The sequence below is a fragment of the Pantoea sp. USMM079 genome (genome assembly GCF_037153115.1).
Classification (GTDB): domain Bacteria; phylum Pseudomonadota; class Gammaproteobacteria; order Enterobacterales; family Enterobacteriaceae; genus Pantoea; species Pantoea communis.
Genome location: NZ_JBBCKX010000021.1, coordinates 58,578 through 75,200, shown reverse-complemented (window position 1 = coordinate 75,200; position 16,623 = coordinate 58,578). Strand labels below are relative to the sequence as shown.

Sequence of the window (16,623 nt, the reverse complement as noted above, 5' to 3'; positions counted from 1 at the left end):
TGCCTGGTTACTTCCCCACCACGTGCGCCGTCTCGCGGGCTTCGTCGTTCGCCGCGTCTGGCGTAACGATCGGTGCGTAGTCGAGTTGCAGTACGCGGCTGGTTTCCGCCAGAATCTTCTCGGTCAGCGCTACGTCACCGTTCATCTTACGGCCCCAGGTTGGGATCACCGCGCGGATTTTGGTCTGCCACTCTGGTGAACGCATCTGCTCAGGGAAGGCTTTCGCCATCAGCTCCAGCATAATCGGCGCTGCAGTAGATGCCCCCGGCGAAGCGCCGAGCAGGGCTGAAATCGAACCATCTTCAGAGGTCACGACTTCCGTGCCTAAACGCAGTACGCCGCCCTCTTTCTCATCGTTCTTGATGATCTGCACGCGCTGGCCAGCAGTGACTAAACGCCAGTCTTCCTGTTTCGCCTGCGGCACATAAGCACGCAGCGCTTCCATTCGATCGTCATCGCTTTGCAGCACCTGATCGACCAGATATTTCACCAGGTCAAAACTCTTCAGGCCGACCTGCATCATCGGCAACAGGTTGCTGCCGTTCATCGCGCCGAACATATCCAGCAGCGAGCCCTGTTTCAGGAATTTGGTCGAGAAGGTGGCGAATGGGCCAAACAGCAGTACCTGCTTACCATCCAGCACACGCGTATCCACGTGCGGTACCGACATCGGGGGCGCGCCCACGCTGGCTTTACCGTACACTTTCGCCATGTGCTGCTGGACCACTTCTGGATTCTCGGTCACGAGGAAGGAACCGCCCACCGGGAAACCGGCGTAGCCTTTCACTTCCGGGATGCCGGATTTTTGCAGCAGTGGCAACGCCGCACCGCCCGCACCGATAAACAGCTGGCGCGTGGTCAGCAGGCGATTTTCACCGCTGGCCAGATTGTGTAGTGTCACTTGCCAGCGGCCATCGCTCAGGCGCTTGATATCACGCACTTCCTGACGCAGACGCAGGCGGAAATTGGCTTTCTTCTGTAAAGAGGCAATCAGTTGACGCGTCACTTCACCGAAGTTGACGTCGGTGCCCATTTCGGTCCAGGTGGCCGCCACTTTCTGTTTGCTGTCACGGCCATTCATCACCAGCGGGATCCACTGGGTGATCTGGTCACGATCTTCTGAATAGTTCATGCCACGGAACAGGGTGCTTTTTTGCAGCGCCTGGAAACGTTTGCGCAGGAACTCAACGTTATCGTCGCCCCAGACGAAGCTCATGTGCGGCGTACTGTGGATAAAGCTTTTTGGATTGCGCAGGTTGCCTTTCTGAACGTGGTACGCCCAGAACTGACGAGAAATCTGGAACGATTCGTTGATCGCCACCGCTTTTGCAATGTCGATGCTGCCATCCGCCTTCTGCGGCGTATAGTTCAGCTCGGCCAACGCAGCGTGACCGGTCCCGGCATTATTCCAGCCATTGGAGGATTCCACCGCGACATCGTCGAGGCGTTCCACCATCTCAATCGACCAGTCCGGCTCCAGATCCTGCAGCCATGCGCCAAGGGTGGCACTCATCACGCCTGCGCCGATCAGCAGTACGTCGACATCCTTTCGTTCCTGAAGGTTAGCGCTATCCATACCAGCGGCGGCGAGCGCCAGGTTTACCGCAGTAGTACTCATGAGGCGACATCTCCTCTCTCTGTTGACCTGAAGTTCAACAGGTTCGCAGGCGAAACAGCCACGCTTCTTTCGAGCGCGTCGCGCTATTTCTCAAAGGTTAAGACTCAGGTTTAAGTCAGGGGGCGATAACGGTTAACTGCACGTTATGCATATGCATTTGAATATAACATTCTCGTATCGGAATTAAACGTTTGTTTATTTTTTAAAGGCCGAAATGATTCAGCATAAGAATTAATCAGCTCGACCCCGCTGTCATAAGGGATTTTTATCCCTTAATCAGAGGGTTATGGTAATGCAGTTGTTGCGATATTGTGAGAGGAATGCACAGGGTAATGTTCGGAGAGTGAGCGGCATCACACTTTAAATGTATGATTAATATCAATTTGTAGTGGATTGATTTTTTATGCGGTTTTTATGTTGCGTGATATTTCGCCAGATCGTGTAAAACTAATGTTACATTTCTGTGAGTATTAATTTTTCGCCGCGTCAGACAGTGGTCAGAGGAAAAAAGCATTACGCGGCGGTGGGGATCACTGCTTAGCGAGGCGACGCCATGCAAAGCGGATGACAAAAAATTCAATCGCGCCCAGCAGCAGGAACCACAGGCAAAACACGATAGTGTAGAGCTGATTCAGGTCCTGCAAATGCAGCATCTCCTGAATCCGTCTGGATAATTCCAGGCCGAATTGCGGCGCGGGCAACAGCAGCGCGGAGAGAAAGCCCAGCAGCAGGATTCCGCCAGGGATAATCAGCGTTTCAAACGGGTTTTTCATCGCAGGTTTCCTATCAATTAGCGCGGGCATTAGCGCATAAAAGCGTGCTGGCGTGCAATCCCTGTGCCGGGTCACCCTAAGAAAATTCTTCTATTCCATCCACTTAGCGTCATAAATAGCGCAAGTTAAGAGTTATAGCCTTTGCTATACTTAAATCCATGATTTTACTGTCTTTTTTTTGGTGATTTTGCGTGCTAGACTGCGCGCACTTTTTCATTACTGAACAATAGATGCGGAAAATCGCTCGCTTGAAGGCATTTTTCGCGGCATTGATTGAAAACCCATGACATTTATCGCAACTCTGATTCTGGCCTTTGGTATGTCGATGGACGCTTTCGCCGCAGCACTGGGCAAAGGCGCGTCGCTGCATCGCCCGAACTTCAAAGAAGCGCTGCGCACCGGCCTGATCTTTGGTGTGATTGAAATGCTGACGCCGCTGATTGGCTGGGCGATTGGCCTGGCGGCCAGTCGCTACATCATGGCATGGGATCACTGGGTGGCCTTTGCCCTGTTAACCGTTCTCGGCGGCCGCATGATGATGGAAGGTTTCCGTCAGACGGCGGATGAACCCTGCGAAGCACCACAGCGTCATGGCTTTATGGTCTTAGCATTGACCGCGGTGGCCACCAGTCTTGATGCGCTGGCGGTGGGCGTCGGCCTGGCATTCCTGCAGGTGAATATTGTGCTTACCGCGCTGACCATTGGTGCTGCTACCACCATCATGGCCACGACTGGCGTGATGGTGGGTCGCTTTATCGGTCCGGTGATGGGTAAATGGGCGGAAGTGCTGGGTGGACTGGTACTGATCAGCATCGGCTGCACCATCCTTAATCAACATCTCAACCTCTTCGGCTAATTCAGGCATCTGCCAAACCCCTCATTTTGTGATCTGGCTCAAAAATAATTGCGTGAAAAACGCGCGTTAGTTATACTTTTCGCGTATTTCTTCAACAATTTTTGAGTCAGGTATCCAATGAAACGTTTTTTCCGCTACGTGTTTCGTGCATATGTTGAGACTTTCAAGCACGTCCCACCAGGCGCACTGCATTAATCGCACTTATACCCTCGATAATCGCGGTCAGGGATCGACCTGTGGTTATCAATGATTTTCTTATCTCCCCCGCTCAATATCGCCTCGAATTTTCTCTCTATCAATGGCTTAGTACCCTTAACCATCAGTTTTGGATCTGGCTATAGCCTGATGTTATACCCCGCTACCAAACAAGCATTCGTCACCTCTTAACCCGCATGGAATAGTCGATTCAGACCCTCTAACCCGTCTGAAACGAGAAACATCATGCTGATCCCTCAACCCTATTTATTGTTCCTTGGCGATGTCACCGATCCACTGGCCGCTAAAACGGCGCGCGGCATTCACGTCTGGCGCCCTGAGCAGTGCGTCGGCGAAATTAAGCTGCCGGGCTGTACTGTCAGCTTAGGTCTGGACGTACTCGATATCGCCACGGCAAAAGAACGTGGCGCGAAAACGCTGGTACTGGGCACCGCCAATGCCGGTGGTTATCTGCCGGAGCACTGGCTCGATACCGTTAAAGGTGCGATCAAAGCAGGCATGAACGTGGCGAGCGGCTTGCACCATCGCCTGGTGGATGAGCCAGAGCTGGTGGCGTTAGCCCAGGAGTTTGGCGTTGAGCTGTTTGACCTGCGCCATATGCGTCCAAAACTGAATGTTGGCAGCGGTAAAAAGCGTACAGGTAAGCGTGTACTTACTGTCGGTACGGACTGCTCAGTCGGCAAGATGTACACCTCGCTGGCGCTGGAAGCGGCAATGCGTGAACGCGGCATGAAGGCGGATTTCCGCGCCACCGGACAAACCGGCATTCTGGTTGCTGGTGAAGGCATCGCGATTGATGCGGTGATTGCCGATTTCATCGCCGGTGCTGTAGAAGCCCTGTCACCCGCCAATGATGCCGACCACTGGGATATCGTTGAAGGTCAGGGCTCGCTGTTCCATCCTTCTTATGCGGGCGTGAGCATGGGCCTGATTCACGGTGCGCAGCCGCACTGGCTGGTGATGTGCCACGAAATGGGCCGTCCGCACATGCGCCATTTACCGCATCAGCCGATGGTGAGTTTGAAAGATTGCGTGGAGGCCAACCTGCGCGCGGCCGATGTCACCAGCGATAATGTGCAACTGGCCGGTTTTGCCATCAACACCTCCAACTACAGCGAAGAAGAAGCTCGCGCCTATTGTGCGGAAGTTAGCGCTGAATTCGGCGTGCCGGCCACCGATCCGGTGCGTTTTGGTATCGCGGATATCGCCGCCCTGCTGCAGGAGCGTGGCTAAAATGCGGCGCATGCAGATTGAAGTGCTGGAGCTGCCGCTGGCGCGTCCTTTCGCTATCTCGCGTGGTACGCGCACTGCGGTTACCGTCATTCGCGTCACGCTGGAGCAGAACGGCTTTATTGGTCGTGGCGAGTGCACGCCGACACCGCGTTACGATGAAACACCAGATAGCGTCGAGGCGCAGCTGGAAGCGATGCGTAAGGATGTCGAAGCGGGCTTAAGCCGAATCGATCTGCAAAGCCGTTTATCTGCCGGTTCAGCGCGTAATGCGCTGGACTGTGCGCTGTGGCGCCTTGATGCCGCGCTGGCGAAGCAGACACTGTGGCAGCAGTGCGAACGCACTGCACCGCCTTCGGTGATCACGGCGGAGACCTTAAGCCTCGACTCCATCGAAAACATGGCAGCTGCGGCGGCTGATGCCGTATCGCGTGGTGCCATCCTGCTGAAAATCAAACTGAATCGTGAAGAGATTTTAGAGAAGGTGGCGGCCATCAGAAAGGCTGCGCCACGTGCCACCTTGATCATTGACGCCAACGAAGCCTGGTCGGGCGTCGATCTGCAAAGCCTGCTTATCGCGCTGCAAGCGTACAACATCGCCATGGTTGAACAGCCGCTGCCTGCCGGACAAGACCAGGATCTGCAACGGTTTAACCACCCGATCCCGGTGTGCGCCGATGAGAGTTGCCACACGCGTGAAGACATCGCCGAGCTGCGTAATCGCTACGAGATGATCAACATCAAGCTGGATAAGTGCGGCGGCCTGACCGAAGCCTTAGCGATGGTCGAAGAAGCGCAAAAGCTGGATATGCGTCTGATGGTCGGCTGCATGCTGGGCTCCTCACTCGCAATGGAAGCTGCGCTGCCGGTGGCGATTGCTGCAGAACACGTGGATCTCGATGGCCCCATCTGGCTGGCCGCCGATAGCTCACCCTTCCTTTCCTACGCTCAAGGCCGAATCTGGCTGTAACCGCAAGAGGCAACGATGACGGACACTTTACTTACCCCCAACGCCGCCAGCGTTGCCGGTCCCGCGCCGGTACTCGCGATACAGGATCTTAGCGTCTCGTTTCGCGGCCGCAGCGGCGAAAATCAGGCACTGAAAGGCATCAGTTTTGCCATTTATCCCGGTGAAGTCGTCGCCGTTGTCGGTGAAAGCGGCTCGGGCAAATCGGTCACTTCGCTGGCGGTGATGGGCCTGCTGGCCGCTTCAGGCCGTATCGATCGCGGCAGCATGCAGTTCCGCGATCGTCAGGGTAAAGCCCACACGCTGGAAACGCTGGATGAAACCCAACGCCGCACCTTGCGCGGGCGCGAAATGGCGATGATTTTTCAGGAGCCGATGACCTCGCTCAACCCGGTACTGCGGGTGGGCGATCAGTTGACGGAAGCACTGCGTGACCATCAGATGTGCGACAAAGCCGCTGCGGATGCGCGTGCGCGGGCCCTGCTGCGCCAGGTGCGCATCGCCGATGTCGATCGCGTGATGAAAAGCTACCCGCACTCGCTGTCAGGCGGCATGCGCCAGCGCGTGATGATTGCGCAGGCGCTGGCGTGCGATCCACAGCTGCTGATTGCCGACGAACCCACTACCGCGCTGGACGTCACCGTGCAGGCGCGCATTCTGCACATCCTGCGCGACCTGCAACGCGAGAAGCAGATGGCAGTGCTGTTTATCACCCATGACATGGGCGTGGTGGCGGAAATTGCCGACCGCGTGGTGGTGATGCTGCGCGGCGAAGTCGTGGAACAGGGTACGGTCGCGGACATCTTCAACGCGCCACAGCATCCTTATACCAAAGCGCTGCTTGCTGCTGTGCCGAAACTGGGCGACATGCGTGAACAATCCTGGCCGCAGCGTTTTCCACTGTTGGGCGCCACTCAGCCCGCCGATAGCGGTGAGCAGCGCACCGCCCGTTATGACGAAACGCCATTGCTGGATGTGCGCGGTTTAAAAGTCTATTACCCGATTCGCAGTGGCATCTTTTCAGCCCTGACCCATCAAGTGCATGCGGTGGAGCAGATCGACTTCAGCCTGTGGCCGGGTGAAACCCTGGCGATTGTGGGTGAGAGCGGCTGCGGCAAATCCACTACCGGCCGCGCGCTGATGCGCCTGATCAAGAGTCAGTCTGACAGCATTCATTTCCAGGGCAATGAAATCGCTAATCTGAAAGAGGCGGAGTTTCAACCGCTGCGCCGCGAAATCCAGATGGTATTTCAGGATCCCTACGCCTCTTTAAACCCGCGACTGACCGTGGGCTTCACCATTGCCGAGCCGCTGCTGCTGCACGGTCTGGTGAAATCGCTGGAAGAAGCCACGCCGCAGGTTGAGGCCTTGCTAAAAAGCGTTGGTCTGCTTCCTGAACATGCCACGCGTTATCCCCATGAGTTTTCCGGCGGCCAGCGTCAGCGTATCGCGATTGCCCGCGCCATGGCCTTGAAACCGAAAGTCATCATCGCCGATGAGGCCGTCTCGGCACTGGATGTCTCGATCCAGGCGCAGGTGGTGAACCTGATGATGGACCTGCAAAAGCAGACTGGTGTCGCGTGGATTTTCATCTCGCATGACATGGCGGTGGTGGAGCGTATCGCTAACCGCGTGGCGGTGATGTATCTCGGCCAGATTGTCGAGCTTGGCCCGCGTCAGTCGGTGTTCAACCAACCGCAACATCCGTATACCCAACGTCTGCTGGCCTCGGTGCCGGTGGCCGATCCACAGAACCGTCAGACCCGTACTTTCGAAGACAGCGAAATTCCTTCGCCGCTGCGCAAGTTGGGCGAAACGGTCACCAAACCCCGTTATCGCCAGGTTGCCCCGCAACACTGGGTCGCTGACGACATTGCATCGCGCTAACGCTCAATACCAGGAGATTTCATGAAAACCCTTTTTCGCCGTTCGTCACTGGCTTTTGGCTTGACCCTCGCGCTGGCCGCCGCCGCGCAGGCGCAGGATCTGCGCATTTCGATGTATGCCGATATCACCGGTCTCGACCCGCACGATACTTCGGATAACGTCAGCTATTCGGTGCAGAGCGGTATCTTTGAACGCCTGTTCCAGTTCGATGCGCAGATGAAGCTGCAACCCTGGCTGGCGACCGGTTATACCAATAACGACAACGCCACCGAATTTACCCTGACGCTGCGTAAAGGTGTCACTTTCCAGGACGGTACGCCGTTTGATGCTGAAGCGGTCAAGGCCAACCTCGATCGCCTCGCCGATCAGACCAAAGGCCTGAAGCGCAACAGCCTGTATAAGATGATTGCCAACGTCACGGTGCTGGCGCCGGATCAGGTGAAAATTGACCTCAACCAATCCTTTGGTGCTTTCATCAACACCCTGGCACACCCGTCAGCGGTGATGTGGAGCCCGGCGATCCTCAAACAGTACCCGGAAGAAGCACAGCTGCGCCTGCATCCGGTCGGCACCGGTCCGTTCAAGTTTGTTGACTGGCAGCCGGGCAAAGCCGTTTCACTGGTGAAGTACGATGGCTACTGGCAGAAAGGCTGGCCGAAGGTGGATAAAGTGACCTTCTCGCCAAGTCCGGAAGATGCCACCCGCGTTGCCGCATTGAAATCAGGACAGGTAGATGCGATCTGGCCGCTGCCGTCGGATCTGATCGCGACTGTGCAGAGTGACAGCAAATTAGCGATCCAACGCGATCCGAGCATTTATCTTTACTACATGGCGATCAACACCCAGCACAAGCCATTGGCGGATGTGCGCGTGCGTCAGGCGATCAACTACGCCATCGACCGCAATCTGTGGCTGAAAGTGGCGTTTGCTGGCATGGGTAAACCCGCTTCGTCCGCGATGCCGGAAGGGGTGCAGTTCTATCAGAAGCAGAGCGAACCGAATTATCACTACGCCCCGGATGAAGCCAAAGCCTTGTTGAAAGCTGCCGGCTATCCGAACGGTCTGGATTTGAAACTGTGGACCACCAACACCACCGCCAGCGTGCGCGCGGCGCAAGTGCTGAAAGCCCAGCTGGCAACGGTGGGCATTCGCGCCACGGTGACGCCAATGGATTCCGGTACGCGCAACGCCAAACTGTGGGGCGTTAAGGATCCTAAAGCAGCCGAATTCGACCTCTATTACGGCGGCTGGTCAACTTCGACCGGTGATGCGGACTGGGCGCTGCGCCCGCTGTATGCCACCGAATCCTGGGTACCGACCTCGTATAACGTTTCGTACTTCAGCAATCCGGATGTGGATAAAGCCATTGCTGGTGGGTTAGCCACCGCCGATCCGGCTAAGCGCGGTGAAGCCTATGCGGAAGCCCAGAAAATGCTGTGGAAAGATGCGCCCGTCGCCTTCCTCGGCACGCCAGATAACCTGGTGGGCAAGCGCAGCAACCTGACCGGCGTATCGATGCTGGCAGATGGCAACTTCCTCTACACCCAGGCGGCATTTAAGTAAGGCAGGGCGTTAATCCCTCACCCTAACCCTCTCCTGCAAACGGGAGAGGGCGTCCCCAATTTAAAGGAAGCGCATGTTCGCATACATCATTCGTCGGCTGCTGGAGATGATCCCTGTCCTGCTGGTGGTCTCGCTGCTGGTGTTCGGTTTTATTAAGCTGCTACCCGGCGATCCGGCGCGCATTTACGCCGGTCCAGACGCGCCGATTGAAGCGGTCGAAGCCGCGCGCCAGCATCTTGGACTTAACGATCCGCTGCCGCAGCAATACGTTAACTGGATCGGTGGGCTGCTGCGTGGCGATCTCGGCGTCACTTACCGCACGCAACAGCCGGTGCTGCAAGTGATCAAACAAGGCTTTATGCCAACCCTGTGGCTGGCGCTGGCGGGCTTTGCCTGGTCGGTAATCCTCGGCCTGTTTCTCGGTGTGCTGGCCGCACTGAAGCGCGGTAAATGGCAGGACTGGACATTGATGAGCGTCGCCGTCGGCGGCATCTCAATGCCCACTTTTTGGTTGGGTCTGTTGCTGATCCAGTTCGTTGCCATGCCCTTTGGCCTGTTCTCGGTGAGCGGGTTCAACAAGGCCAGCGACATTATCCTGCCTGCTATCACTTTGGGTTCCTCGGTGGCCGCCGTGATGGCGCGCTTCACTCGTTCCGCCTTCCTCGAAGTGGCGCAGGAAGATTATGTGCGCACTGCCAAAGCCAAAGGGCTGCGCAATCGGCTGGTGACGTGGAAGCACGTGATGCGCAACGCCTTGATCCCGGTGATCACCATGCTCGGCTTGCAGTTCGGTTTTCTGCTCGGCGGATCGATCGTGGTGGAGAGCGTCTTCAACTGGCCCGGTTTGGGCTGGCTGTTGATCGAGTCGATCAAAGCACAAGATCAGCCGGTGATTCAGGCGCTGGTGATGCTGTTCGTGTTTGAATTTATTGTGATTAACCTGCTGGTGGATCTGCTGTATGCCGTGGTCAATCCAGCCATTCGCCTGCGACAGGAGTCGTGATGAGTACAGAATCTCTCTCTGCCGCAACACCACAAACCATCCGCTCGCCGTGGCGCGATTTCCTGCACGCCTTCGTGCGCAATCCGCTGGCGCTGGTCTCCGGCGGTTTTGTATTGCTGCTGGTGATTGTGGCGATCTTCGCGCCCTGGCTGGCACCGTGGGATCCGATGGCACCGGACTGGATGGCCTTATCATCACCCCCTTCAGCGGCACACTGGATGGGTACTGATGATCTGGGACGCGACCTGTTGAGCCGCATCATCTACGGTGCACGCATCTCGCTTTACATCGGCGTGCTGTCGGTGACGCTGGGCATGGTGGTAGGCGTGCTGCTCGGCTTGCTGGCGGGCTATTACGGTCGCTGGATCGATATGCTGATCATGCGCGGTTCCGACGTGCTGTTTGCCTTTCCCGGTATGCTGCTGGCGATTGCAGTGGTGGCGATTCTCGGTCCGGGACTGAATAACGTGATTATCGCCGTGGCGGTGTTCAGCGTGCCGGTCTTTGCCCGCATCGTGCGAGCCTCGACGCTGTCGCTCAAACAGGCTGCGTATGTCGAAGCGGTGCGCTGCGCCGGTGCGCCCGATCGCGTGATCCTGTTGCGCCACATTCTGCCCGGCACGCTCTCCAATGTGATTGTCTATTTCACCATGCGTATCGGCACCAGTATCCTAACGGCAGCGGGCCTCAGCTTTATTGGCCTGGGCCCGGAACCGGATGTGCCGGAGTGGGGAAATATCCTGGCGATGAGCCGCAGCATGATGATGGGCGGTTTATGGCACGTCAGCGTGTTCCCCGGCCTGGCAATTTTCATTACTGTGCTGGCGTTTAACCTGCTGGGTGATGCGCTGCGCGATACGCTCGATCCCAAACTGAAGAGCTAAACATGGATTTTCAACAACTGCAGCGTGATCTACTGCTGCAACGCTGGCGCACTGAACGCCAGCTCGGGCAACCACGCAGTGCTTGCGGCGCCACCAACCGCATCAGCGATGTGCCCGGCGTGCGCGTCGGCCATCACACGCTGGCAGACGGTGAGAGACAAACCGGTGTGACGGCGATTGTGCCGCCGGGCGATAACCTGTTTCTCAAGCCGTTACCCTGCGGCGCGGCGGTCTTTAATGGCTTTGCCAAGCCCGTCGGGTTGGTGCAAATCGAAGAGTTGGGCGTGCTGCAAACGCCGATCTTGCTCAGCAACACGCTGGCAGTCGGCACGCTGTTTACCACACTGGTGCGTGACGCCATCAGCCGTAACCCGGAGTTGGGTCGCAGTTTGCCTACCGTCAATCCGCTGGCGTTGGAGTGCAACGACGGCTGGCTGAATGACATTCAGGCGCTGGCCGTTACCGAAGCCATGGCGCAGGATGCGCTCGATTCGGCGCAGGCCGATTTCGCCCGTGGCAGCGTCGGTGCCGGACGTGGCATGAGCTGCTTCAGCTTGAAAGGCGGGATTGGCAGCGCATCGCGCTTAATTCCGTCACTGAGTGCCACGTTGGGCGTGCTGGTGCTGGCTAACTTTGGGGCACTGAATGCGTTCACGCTGGATGGTGTGCGCATGGGTGACATGATTGGGCCGCTGCTGCCAGAATTGGCACCGCAGCGCGATGCCGGCTCCATCATCATCATTATGGCCACCGATGCGCCGCTGGATGCGCGCCAGCTTAAGCGTATCGCTAAACGCGCCGGTGCCGGATTAGGCCGTTTAGGCAGTTATTGGGGACATGGTTCAGGCGATATTGCCGTGGCCTTCTCCACGCAAACGCAGCCAAACCCGCCGGACGATGCGGCACTGGAACCGCTGCTTGCCGCCGCCGCTGATGCCACTGAACATGCGGTGCTGGATGCGCTATTAAGCGCTGAAGCGGTCACTGGTTTTCGCGGCCATCATCGTCCGTCACTGACGCAGGTGCTGGATGAATTGGCCAAACCGTAGGGCCGCCATCGGCTTTACTGTTAATGACAGGATTGCCACTTATGGCACCTCTTTTAGCAGCGCCTGTGTTCAGCTTGAATGCCGCCTCTGAGGTTAAGTTAACCGTAATGTCGCCATTTTTGGCGCCTCTTACAGCAGCGCCTGTGGTCAGCCTGAAAGCGGCCGTTGACGCACTGTTCCCCGTAGGGTCGCCATTTATGGCGACCATGTTCCAACCCGCACGGAATTTGCCTGACTTATGAAAATATTCATCTCTGCTGACATTGAAGGTATCGCGGGCGTGATGCGTCCGGAACAGTGCTCACCCGGCCATGCGGAACACCAGCTGGCACGCGGGCTGATGGAACAGGAAGTGAATGCCGCCATCGACGGTGCTTTCGCTGGCGGAGCCACCGAAGTGGTGGTGGCCGACAGCCATGCGCAAATGACCAACCTGCGCGCGGAAAACATCGATCCGCGTGCGCGCATGGTACAAGGCAAGCCGCGTGGCTTGTCGATGGTGGAAGGCATTGAGCAGCAGCGCTTCGATGGCCTGTTCTTTATCGGCTATCACAGCGCGGCGGGCGAACCCGGCGTGCTGGCGCACACCATTAACGGCCGTGCTTTTTGGCGCATCCATATCAACGGCAAAGTGATGGGCGAAAGCGACATCTACGCTGCCGCCGCCGCCGAACAGGGCACACCGCTGTGGCTGGTGAGCGGGGACGATCAACTGCAAGGCTGGATGGCCGAACACTATCCGTCAGTGGATTACGTCTGTGTGAAACGCGCGATTTCCCACACCTGCGCGGAGTCCATTAGCCCGCAAGCCGCACAAAACGCCATTCGTGCCGCCGCTACTGCGGCGGTACAGCGTGCGCGCCAGGTCAGTACCACGCGTTTGACCGCACCTTATGAGATGCAGTTACAAGCCAGCAAACCGGTGCTCGCGGATTTGTTCAGCCTGATTCCCGGCGTGACGCGCATTGATGCTGTGACCGTAGGCTATCGTGCCGATCAAATGGGAACCTTGATCAGCCTGCTAAGTGCATTCTCCTATCTGGCGAGTACGCAGTCGTAATGTTGGTGCGCACCCTACAGATGCGCGTAGGGTTGCCAGGACTGCGTACCTGACGGATGTTTGCAGGGTTGCCATGGATGGCAATCAATAGATCAGCAATCACGTATCAACGCTTAGGCACATTATTGGCAGGTCGTACCGCATTTCCTGCTGGCTTTTGGTAACCTGCGCGCAATTTATATATAACAACGAGGCAGTCATGCAGCTCTGCAGTTTTTATCTTATTGACCAGGAAAGAAAAAGTTACGGAATCGTGCGGGAAGAGGGCGTGATTGACGTCGGTTCACGCCTCGGCGCGGCATGCCCGGATCTGAAATCTTTGTTACAACGCGGCGCGCTCAGTGACCTGGAAGCCTTTAGCTCACTGCCGGCTGATCACCCGTTCAGCGCAATTCGCTTTCTTCCGGTAGTGGAAAATCCTGGAAAAGTGTTCTGTGTCGGCATGAACTACGCGGACAAGCGTAAAGAGTTTGCCGAGACTATCGAAGCGCCGACGCTGTTCGTCCGTTTCGCGGATTCCCTGGCGGGGCATGAGCAGCCGCTGTTGAAACCGGCCACCACCCAGGAATTTGATTACGAAGGCGAACTGGCGGTGATCATCGGTAAGCCTGCCTATCAGGTTAAAGCGGCCGATGCGCTGCAACACGTTGCCGGTTACAGCTGCTTTATGGATGCCACCGTACGTGACATGCAGTTCACCTGGTTTACCGCCGGAAAAAACTGGCAGCAGACTGGCGGTTTTGGTCCGTGGATGACCACCTCAGATGAGATCCCCGATCCGCAGCAGTTGGCGATCAAAACCTGGCTGAATCAGCGTGAAGTGCAGAACGACACCACCGCCAGCATGGTGCATCCGGTGGCGAAAATCATCGAATACATTTCGGCATTCAGCCCGCTGTCAGCAGGCGATGTGATCATCACCGGTTCACCAGGCGGCGTCGGTAAAAAACGCACGCCACCGCTGTTTATGTTCCCCGGCGATGTGATTGAAGTCGAGATCGAAAAAATTGGTCGTCTGCGCCACACAGTGGTTTAAAGAAAAAAGGCTGCCATTTATAAAAATGGCAGCTTTGACTGATGTGTGTTGAATTGACCAGACGACGACCGCTTAGCGCGTAAATCTCACCACGCGGCTGCGATTCAACAGCAGCCGCACTTTGTCACCTTCACGCGCGATCACAAAACGTTTCTCCCAGGGGCCATCCTGCGCGGTGGCGAGCACGCGATCGCCGCCCAGCGATTGCAAACTGGCATGAATCGCTGCCGGACCGATGCCCATAATCAGGCGATCGCCCTCAATCACCATTTCACTGCGCCAGGTATGTGCAAACCAGCGGCCTTGCAGATGCTCAAGGCTGGCGCTGTCCGCCTCTACCGACACAAAACGGCGCGGCGCATGACCAATCTCACCGACAATCGCTTTACCATCATGGCGTAGCTTGATCGGGAAAGTGCTGGAAAGCGACACCGCATCTCCGTGCGGATCGGCGCGCCACAGCGTTTCACCGGCACCCAGCCAGGTCGCGGTCACACCCTGAATCTCCAGCCAGTCGGCGGCGTTTTCTGCCACGTATAAGCCCGGCGTCAAATCATGCCCTTTCTCCGGCAGCGAGCGATCCAGCAGCGCCGCCATCACCCGCAGTGCACTTTCTGAGGTCGCCACATCTTCACGGTTGGCAACAATCGCTACGCCCAGCTTCAGCTCCGGATGCAGCAGGAAATAGCTTTTATAACCCGCATGCGAACCGCCGTGACCGAACAGCGTCTGGCTGCCCAGCGTGGAACTGGTGATACCCAGCCCGTAGCCGCTGGTGCGGCCGTCATTGAGATGGCGTGGCGCGCTCAGACGTTGCAGCACGGCCGCGCCGGGTCCGCTGTCCGCCAGCAGACTTTGCAGCCAGCGCGTCAGATGATTGATGCTGCCGGTCACACTGCCCGAGGCGGAAAGGTGTAATCCAGCGCTGGAGAGCTGCCACTGCGCGCCGTTTTGCCAGTAACCCGGCACCAGTCCAGGCACGATATCGAACCAGGTTTCCGGCGCGATCAAACTGATATCCAGCGGCTCACAGATATATTGCTGCAGCAGATCGTTGAACAGCACACCTTTGGCTTTCAGCGCCTCTTCCACCAGGCGGTAGCCGGTGTTGGTGTATGAAATCTCGCTGCCGGGCGGATAGCTGAGATCGCCTTCCTGTGCGACAAAATCCAGCAGATCAGCAGCGCTGGTGGCGTTGTACACCGACAAGCCGAGCAGCGACAGGGTTTCACGCACGTCGGGCAAGCCGCTGCTCATGTCCAGCGCCTGGCCGACGGTGATCTGGCCGTTGGCGCCTTTAAGCTGCGGCAGATGCTGCACCAGCTTATCGTTGAGTTGCAGGTAGCGACGGCCAGGCCCGGTGACTAGCGCGGCAAACAGATGCTTAGTAATCGAGGCAAAACGCACCACGCTGTTGGCGCCGAAGGGGGTCTGTTGCGCCAGATCGGCCAGACCGGCGCAGTGTGTCGAGTGAATATGATGGGCATCAAACAGGACTATCGCACCACCCGGTGCGCCGGGCTGCTGCCAGCCTTGTGTTATCTGCTGCGCCACCTCGGCGGCCTGTTGCCAGTTCGCGGTCATACTGGTTCCTCCAGCGTCATGCTGAGATCGAAAAGTGGTGCGATATCAGCAGACTGTTGCCCGTTCGCGGTCATGCCGGTTCCTCCAGCGTCATGCTGAGATCAAACAGTTGAGCGGTATGCGGATGCTGGATGCGGCGCGCGCGTAAATCCTCCGCGCTCAGCTGCTCCACCATCTCACCGTGCTGCATCACCCCAATGCGCTGGCACAGATGCGTCACCACCGCGAGGTTATGCGTCACCATAATGTAGGTGAGTTTGCGCTCAGTGCGTAGATCGCTGAGTAAATTCAGGATTTCCGCCTGCACCGACACATCCAGCGCCGACGTGGGCTCATCCAGCAGCAGCACTTCTGGCTCGGCAATCAACGCGCGGGCAATCGCCACGCGCTGACGCTGACCACCGGAAAGCTGATGCGGATAACGGAAACGCACAGCGGCCGGTAAGCCGACCTCGCTCAGCGCCTGGCTGATGCGCTGTTCCGCGCGATCGAGCTGATGCACCAGCAACGGCTCATGCAGGATGCGGTCGATGGTTTGGCGCGGATGCAGCGAACCAAACGGATCCTGAAACACCATCTGCACCTGGCGATAGAACGCGCGGCTGCGTTTAGCGCCTAGTTCCATGCCGCCAAATTTCATGCTGCCTTGCCAATCGGCATTGAGTCCGGCGAGGGCGCGCAGAATGGTGGATTTGCCCGAACCACTTTCGCCGACCATGCCAAAGCTTTCGCCGTTGGCGACTGCGAAGCTGACGCCTTTCACTACCTGATGCGCACCAAAGGCGATGCGCAGGTCATCAATTTCAATCATGAAGCTGCCTGTAAATTCTGTGCGTTCGTTGAACGGTACGCATCCATACGCATCCTGCGGGCGTAAAGCGGGCATGGGGGTATAAC

At 57.3% G+C, this 16,623-nt stretch carries 14 protein-coding genes; 10 read left to right on the top strand and 4 right to left on the bottom strand.

Going from position 1 to position 16,623, the window contains the following annotated elements; all coding sequences use genetic code 11:
- Nucleotides 1–7 precede the first annotated feature (7 nt).
- Nucleotides 8–1,618 carry a malate dehydrogenase (quinone) gene (mqo, locus tag WFP70_RS20840; protein WP_097119452.1) on the bottom strand — a complete coding sequence of 537 codons (1,611 nt, stop codon included), beginning with the start codon at nucleotides 1,616–1,618 and terminating at the stop codon, nucleotides 8–10.
- Nucleotides 1,619–2,148: 530 nt separating this feature from the next.
- Nucleotides 2,149–2,391, bottom strand: a complete 243-nt coding sequence (locus WFP70_RS20835; protein WP_034819984.1) for a DUF1158 domain-containing protein — start codon at nucleotides 2,389–2,391, stop codon at nucleotides 2,149–2,151.
- Between the two features lie 283 nt (nucleotides 2,392–2,674).
- On the opposite strand from WFP70_RS20835, the gene mntP reads away from it, so the two are divergent.
- From mntP to WFP70_RS20785, 10 genes are all read left to right on the top strand, one after another.
- Nucleotides 2,675–3,247, top strand: a complete 573-nt coding sequence (mntP, locus tag WFP70_RS20830) for a manganese efflux pump MntP (protein WP_058960691.1) — start codon at nucleotides 2,675–2,677, stop codon at nucleotides 3,245–3,247.
- A 441-nt stretch (nucleotides 3,248–3,688) separates the two neighbouring features.
- Nucleotides 3,689–4,696, top strand: coding sequence for an N-acetyltransferase DgcN (gene dgcN / locus WFP70_RS20825; protein ID WP_038644154.1), 1,008 nt, complete (start codon nucleotides 3,689–3,691; stop codon nucleotides 4,694–4,696).
- Between the two features lies 1 nt (nucleotide 4,697).
- The gene (gene dgcA, locus WFP70_RS20820) at nucleotides 4,698–5,663 is read left to right on the top strand and encodes an N-acetyl-D-Glu racemase DgcA (RefSeq protein ID WP_058960689.1); all 966 of its coding nucleotides are present in this window, start codon (nucleotides 4,698–4,700) and stop codon (nucleotides 5,661–5,663) included.
- A gap of 15 nt (nucleotides 5,664–5,678) precedes the next feature.
- Nucleotides 5,679–7,547: an ABC transporter ATP-binding protein gene (locus tag WFP70_RS20815; protein ID WP_337024264.1), complete on the top strand. Its 1,869-nt coding sequence runs from the start codon at nucleotides 5,679–5,681 to the stop codon at nucleotides 7,545–7,547.
- A gap of 21 nt (nucleotides 7,548–7,568) precedes the next feature.
- A complete protein-coding gene (locus WFP70_RS20810) occupies nucleotides 7,569–9,110 on the top strand; it encodes a glutathione ABC transporter substrate-binding protein (RefSeq protein WP_160869267.1) in 1,542 nt (513 codons plus the stop codon).
- A gap of 73 nt (nucleotides 9,111–9,183) precedes the next feature.
- Nucleotides 9,184–10,113 carry an ABC transporter permease gene (locus WFP70_RS20805; protein WP_045814153.1) on the top strand — a complete coding sequence of 310 codons (930 nt, stop codon included), beginning with the start codon at nucleotides 9,184–9,186 and terminating at the stop codon, nucleotides 10,111–10,113.
- Entirely contained in the window at nucleotides 10,113–10,997 is an 885-nt protein-coding gene (locus tag WFP70_RS20800; RefSeq protein WP_337024265.1) for an ABC transporter permease subunit, read from the top strand. The genes WFP70_RS20805 and WFP70_RS20800 overlap by 1 nt, the downstream gene beginning before the upstream one ends.
- Before the next feature lie 2 nt (nucleotides 10,998–10,999).
- On the top strand, nucleotides 11,000–12,046 hold the full coding sequence (locus WFP70_RS20795; RefSeq protein WP_337024266.1) for a DmpA family aminopeptidase: 1,047 nt from the start codon (nucleotides 11,000–11,002) through the stop codon (nucleotides 12,044–12,046).
- Between the two features lie 238 nt (nucleotides 12,047–12,284).
- Nucleotides 12,285–13,106, top strand: coding sequence for a M55 family metallopeptidase (locus WFP70_RS20790; protein WP_337024267.1), 822 nt, complete (start codon nucleotides 12,285–12,287; stop codon nucleotides 13,104–13,106).
- Between the two features lie 199 nt (nucleotides 13,107–13,305).
- Entirely contained in the window at nucleotides 13,306–14,142 is an 837-nt protein-coding gene (locus tag WFP70_RS20785; RefSeq protein WP_160869261.1) for a fumarylacetoacetate hydrolase family protein, read from the top strand.
- Nucleotides 14,143–14,214: 72 nt separating this feature from the next.
- Here WFP70_RS20785 and WFP70_RS20780 read toward each other — a convergent pair whose 3' ends face one another.
- Entirely contained in the window at nucleotides 14,215–15,726 is a 1,512-nt protein-coding gene (locus WFP70_RS20780; protein ID WP_337024268.1) for a serine hydrolase domain-containing protein, read from the bottom strand.
- A 70-nt stretch (nucleotides 15,727–15,796) separates the two neighbouring features.
- Nucleotides 15,797–16,537 carry an ABC transporter ATP-binding protein gene (locus tag WFP70_RS20775; RefSeq protein WP_337024269.1) on the bottom strand — a complete coding sequence of 247 codons (741 nt, stop codon included), beginning with the start codon at nucleotides 16,535–16,537 and terminating at the stop codon, nucleotides 15,797–15,799.
- Nucleotides 16,538–16,623 lie beyond the last annotated feature (86 nt).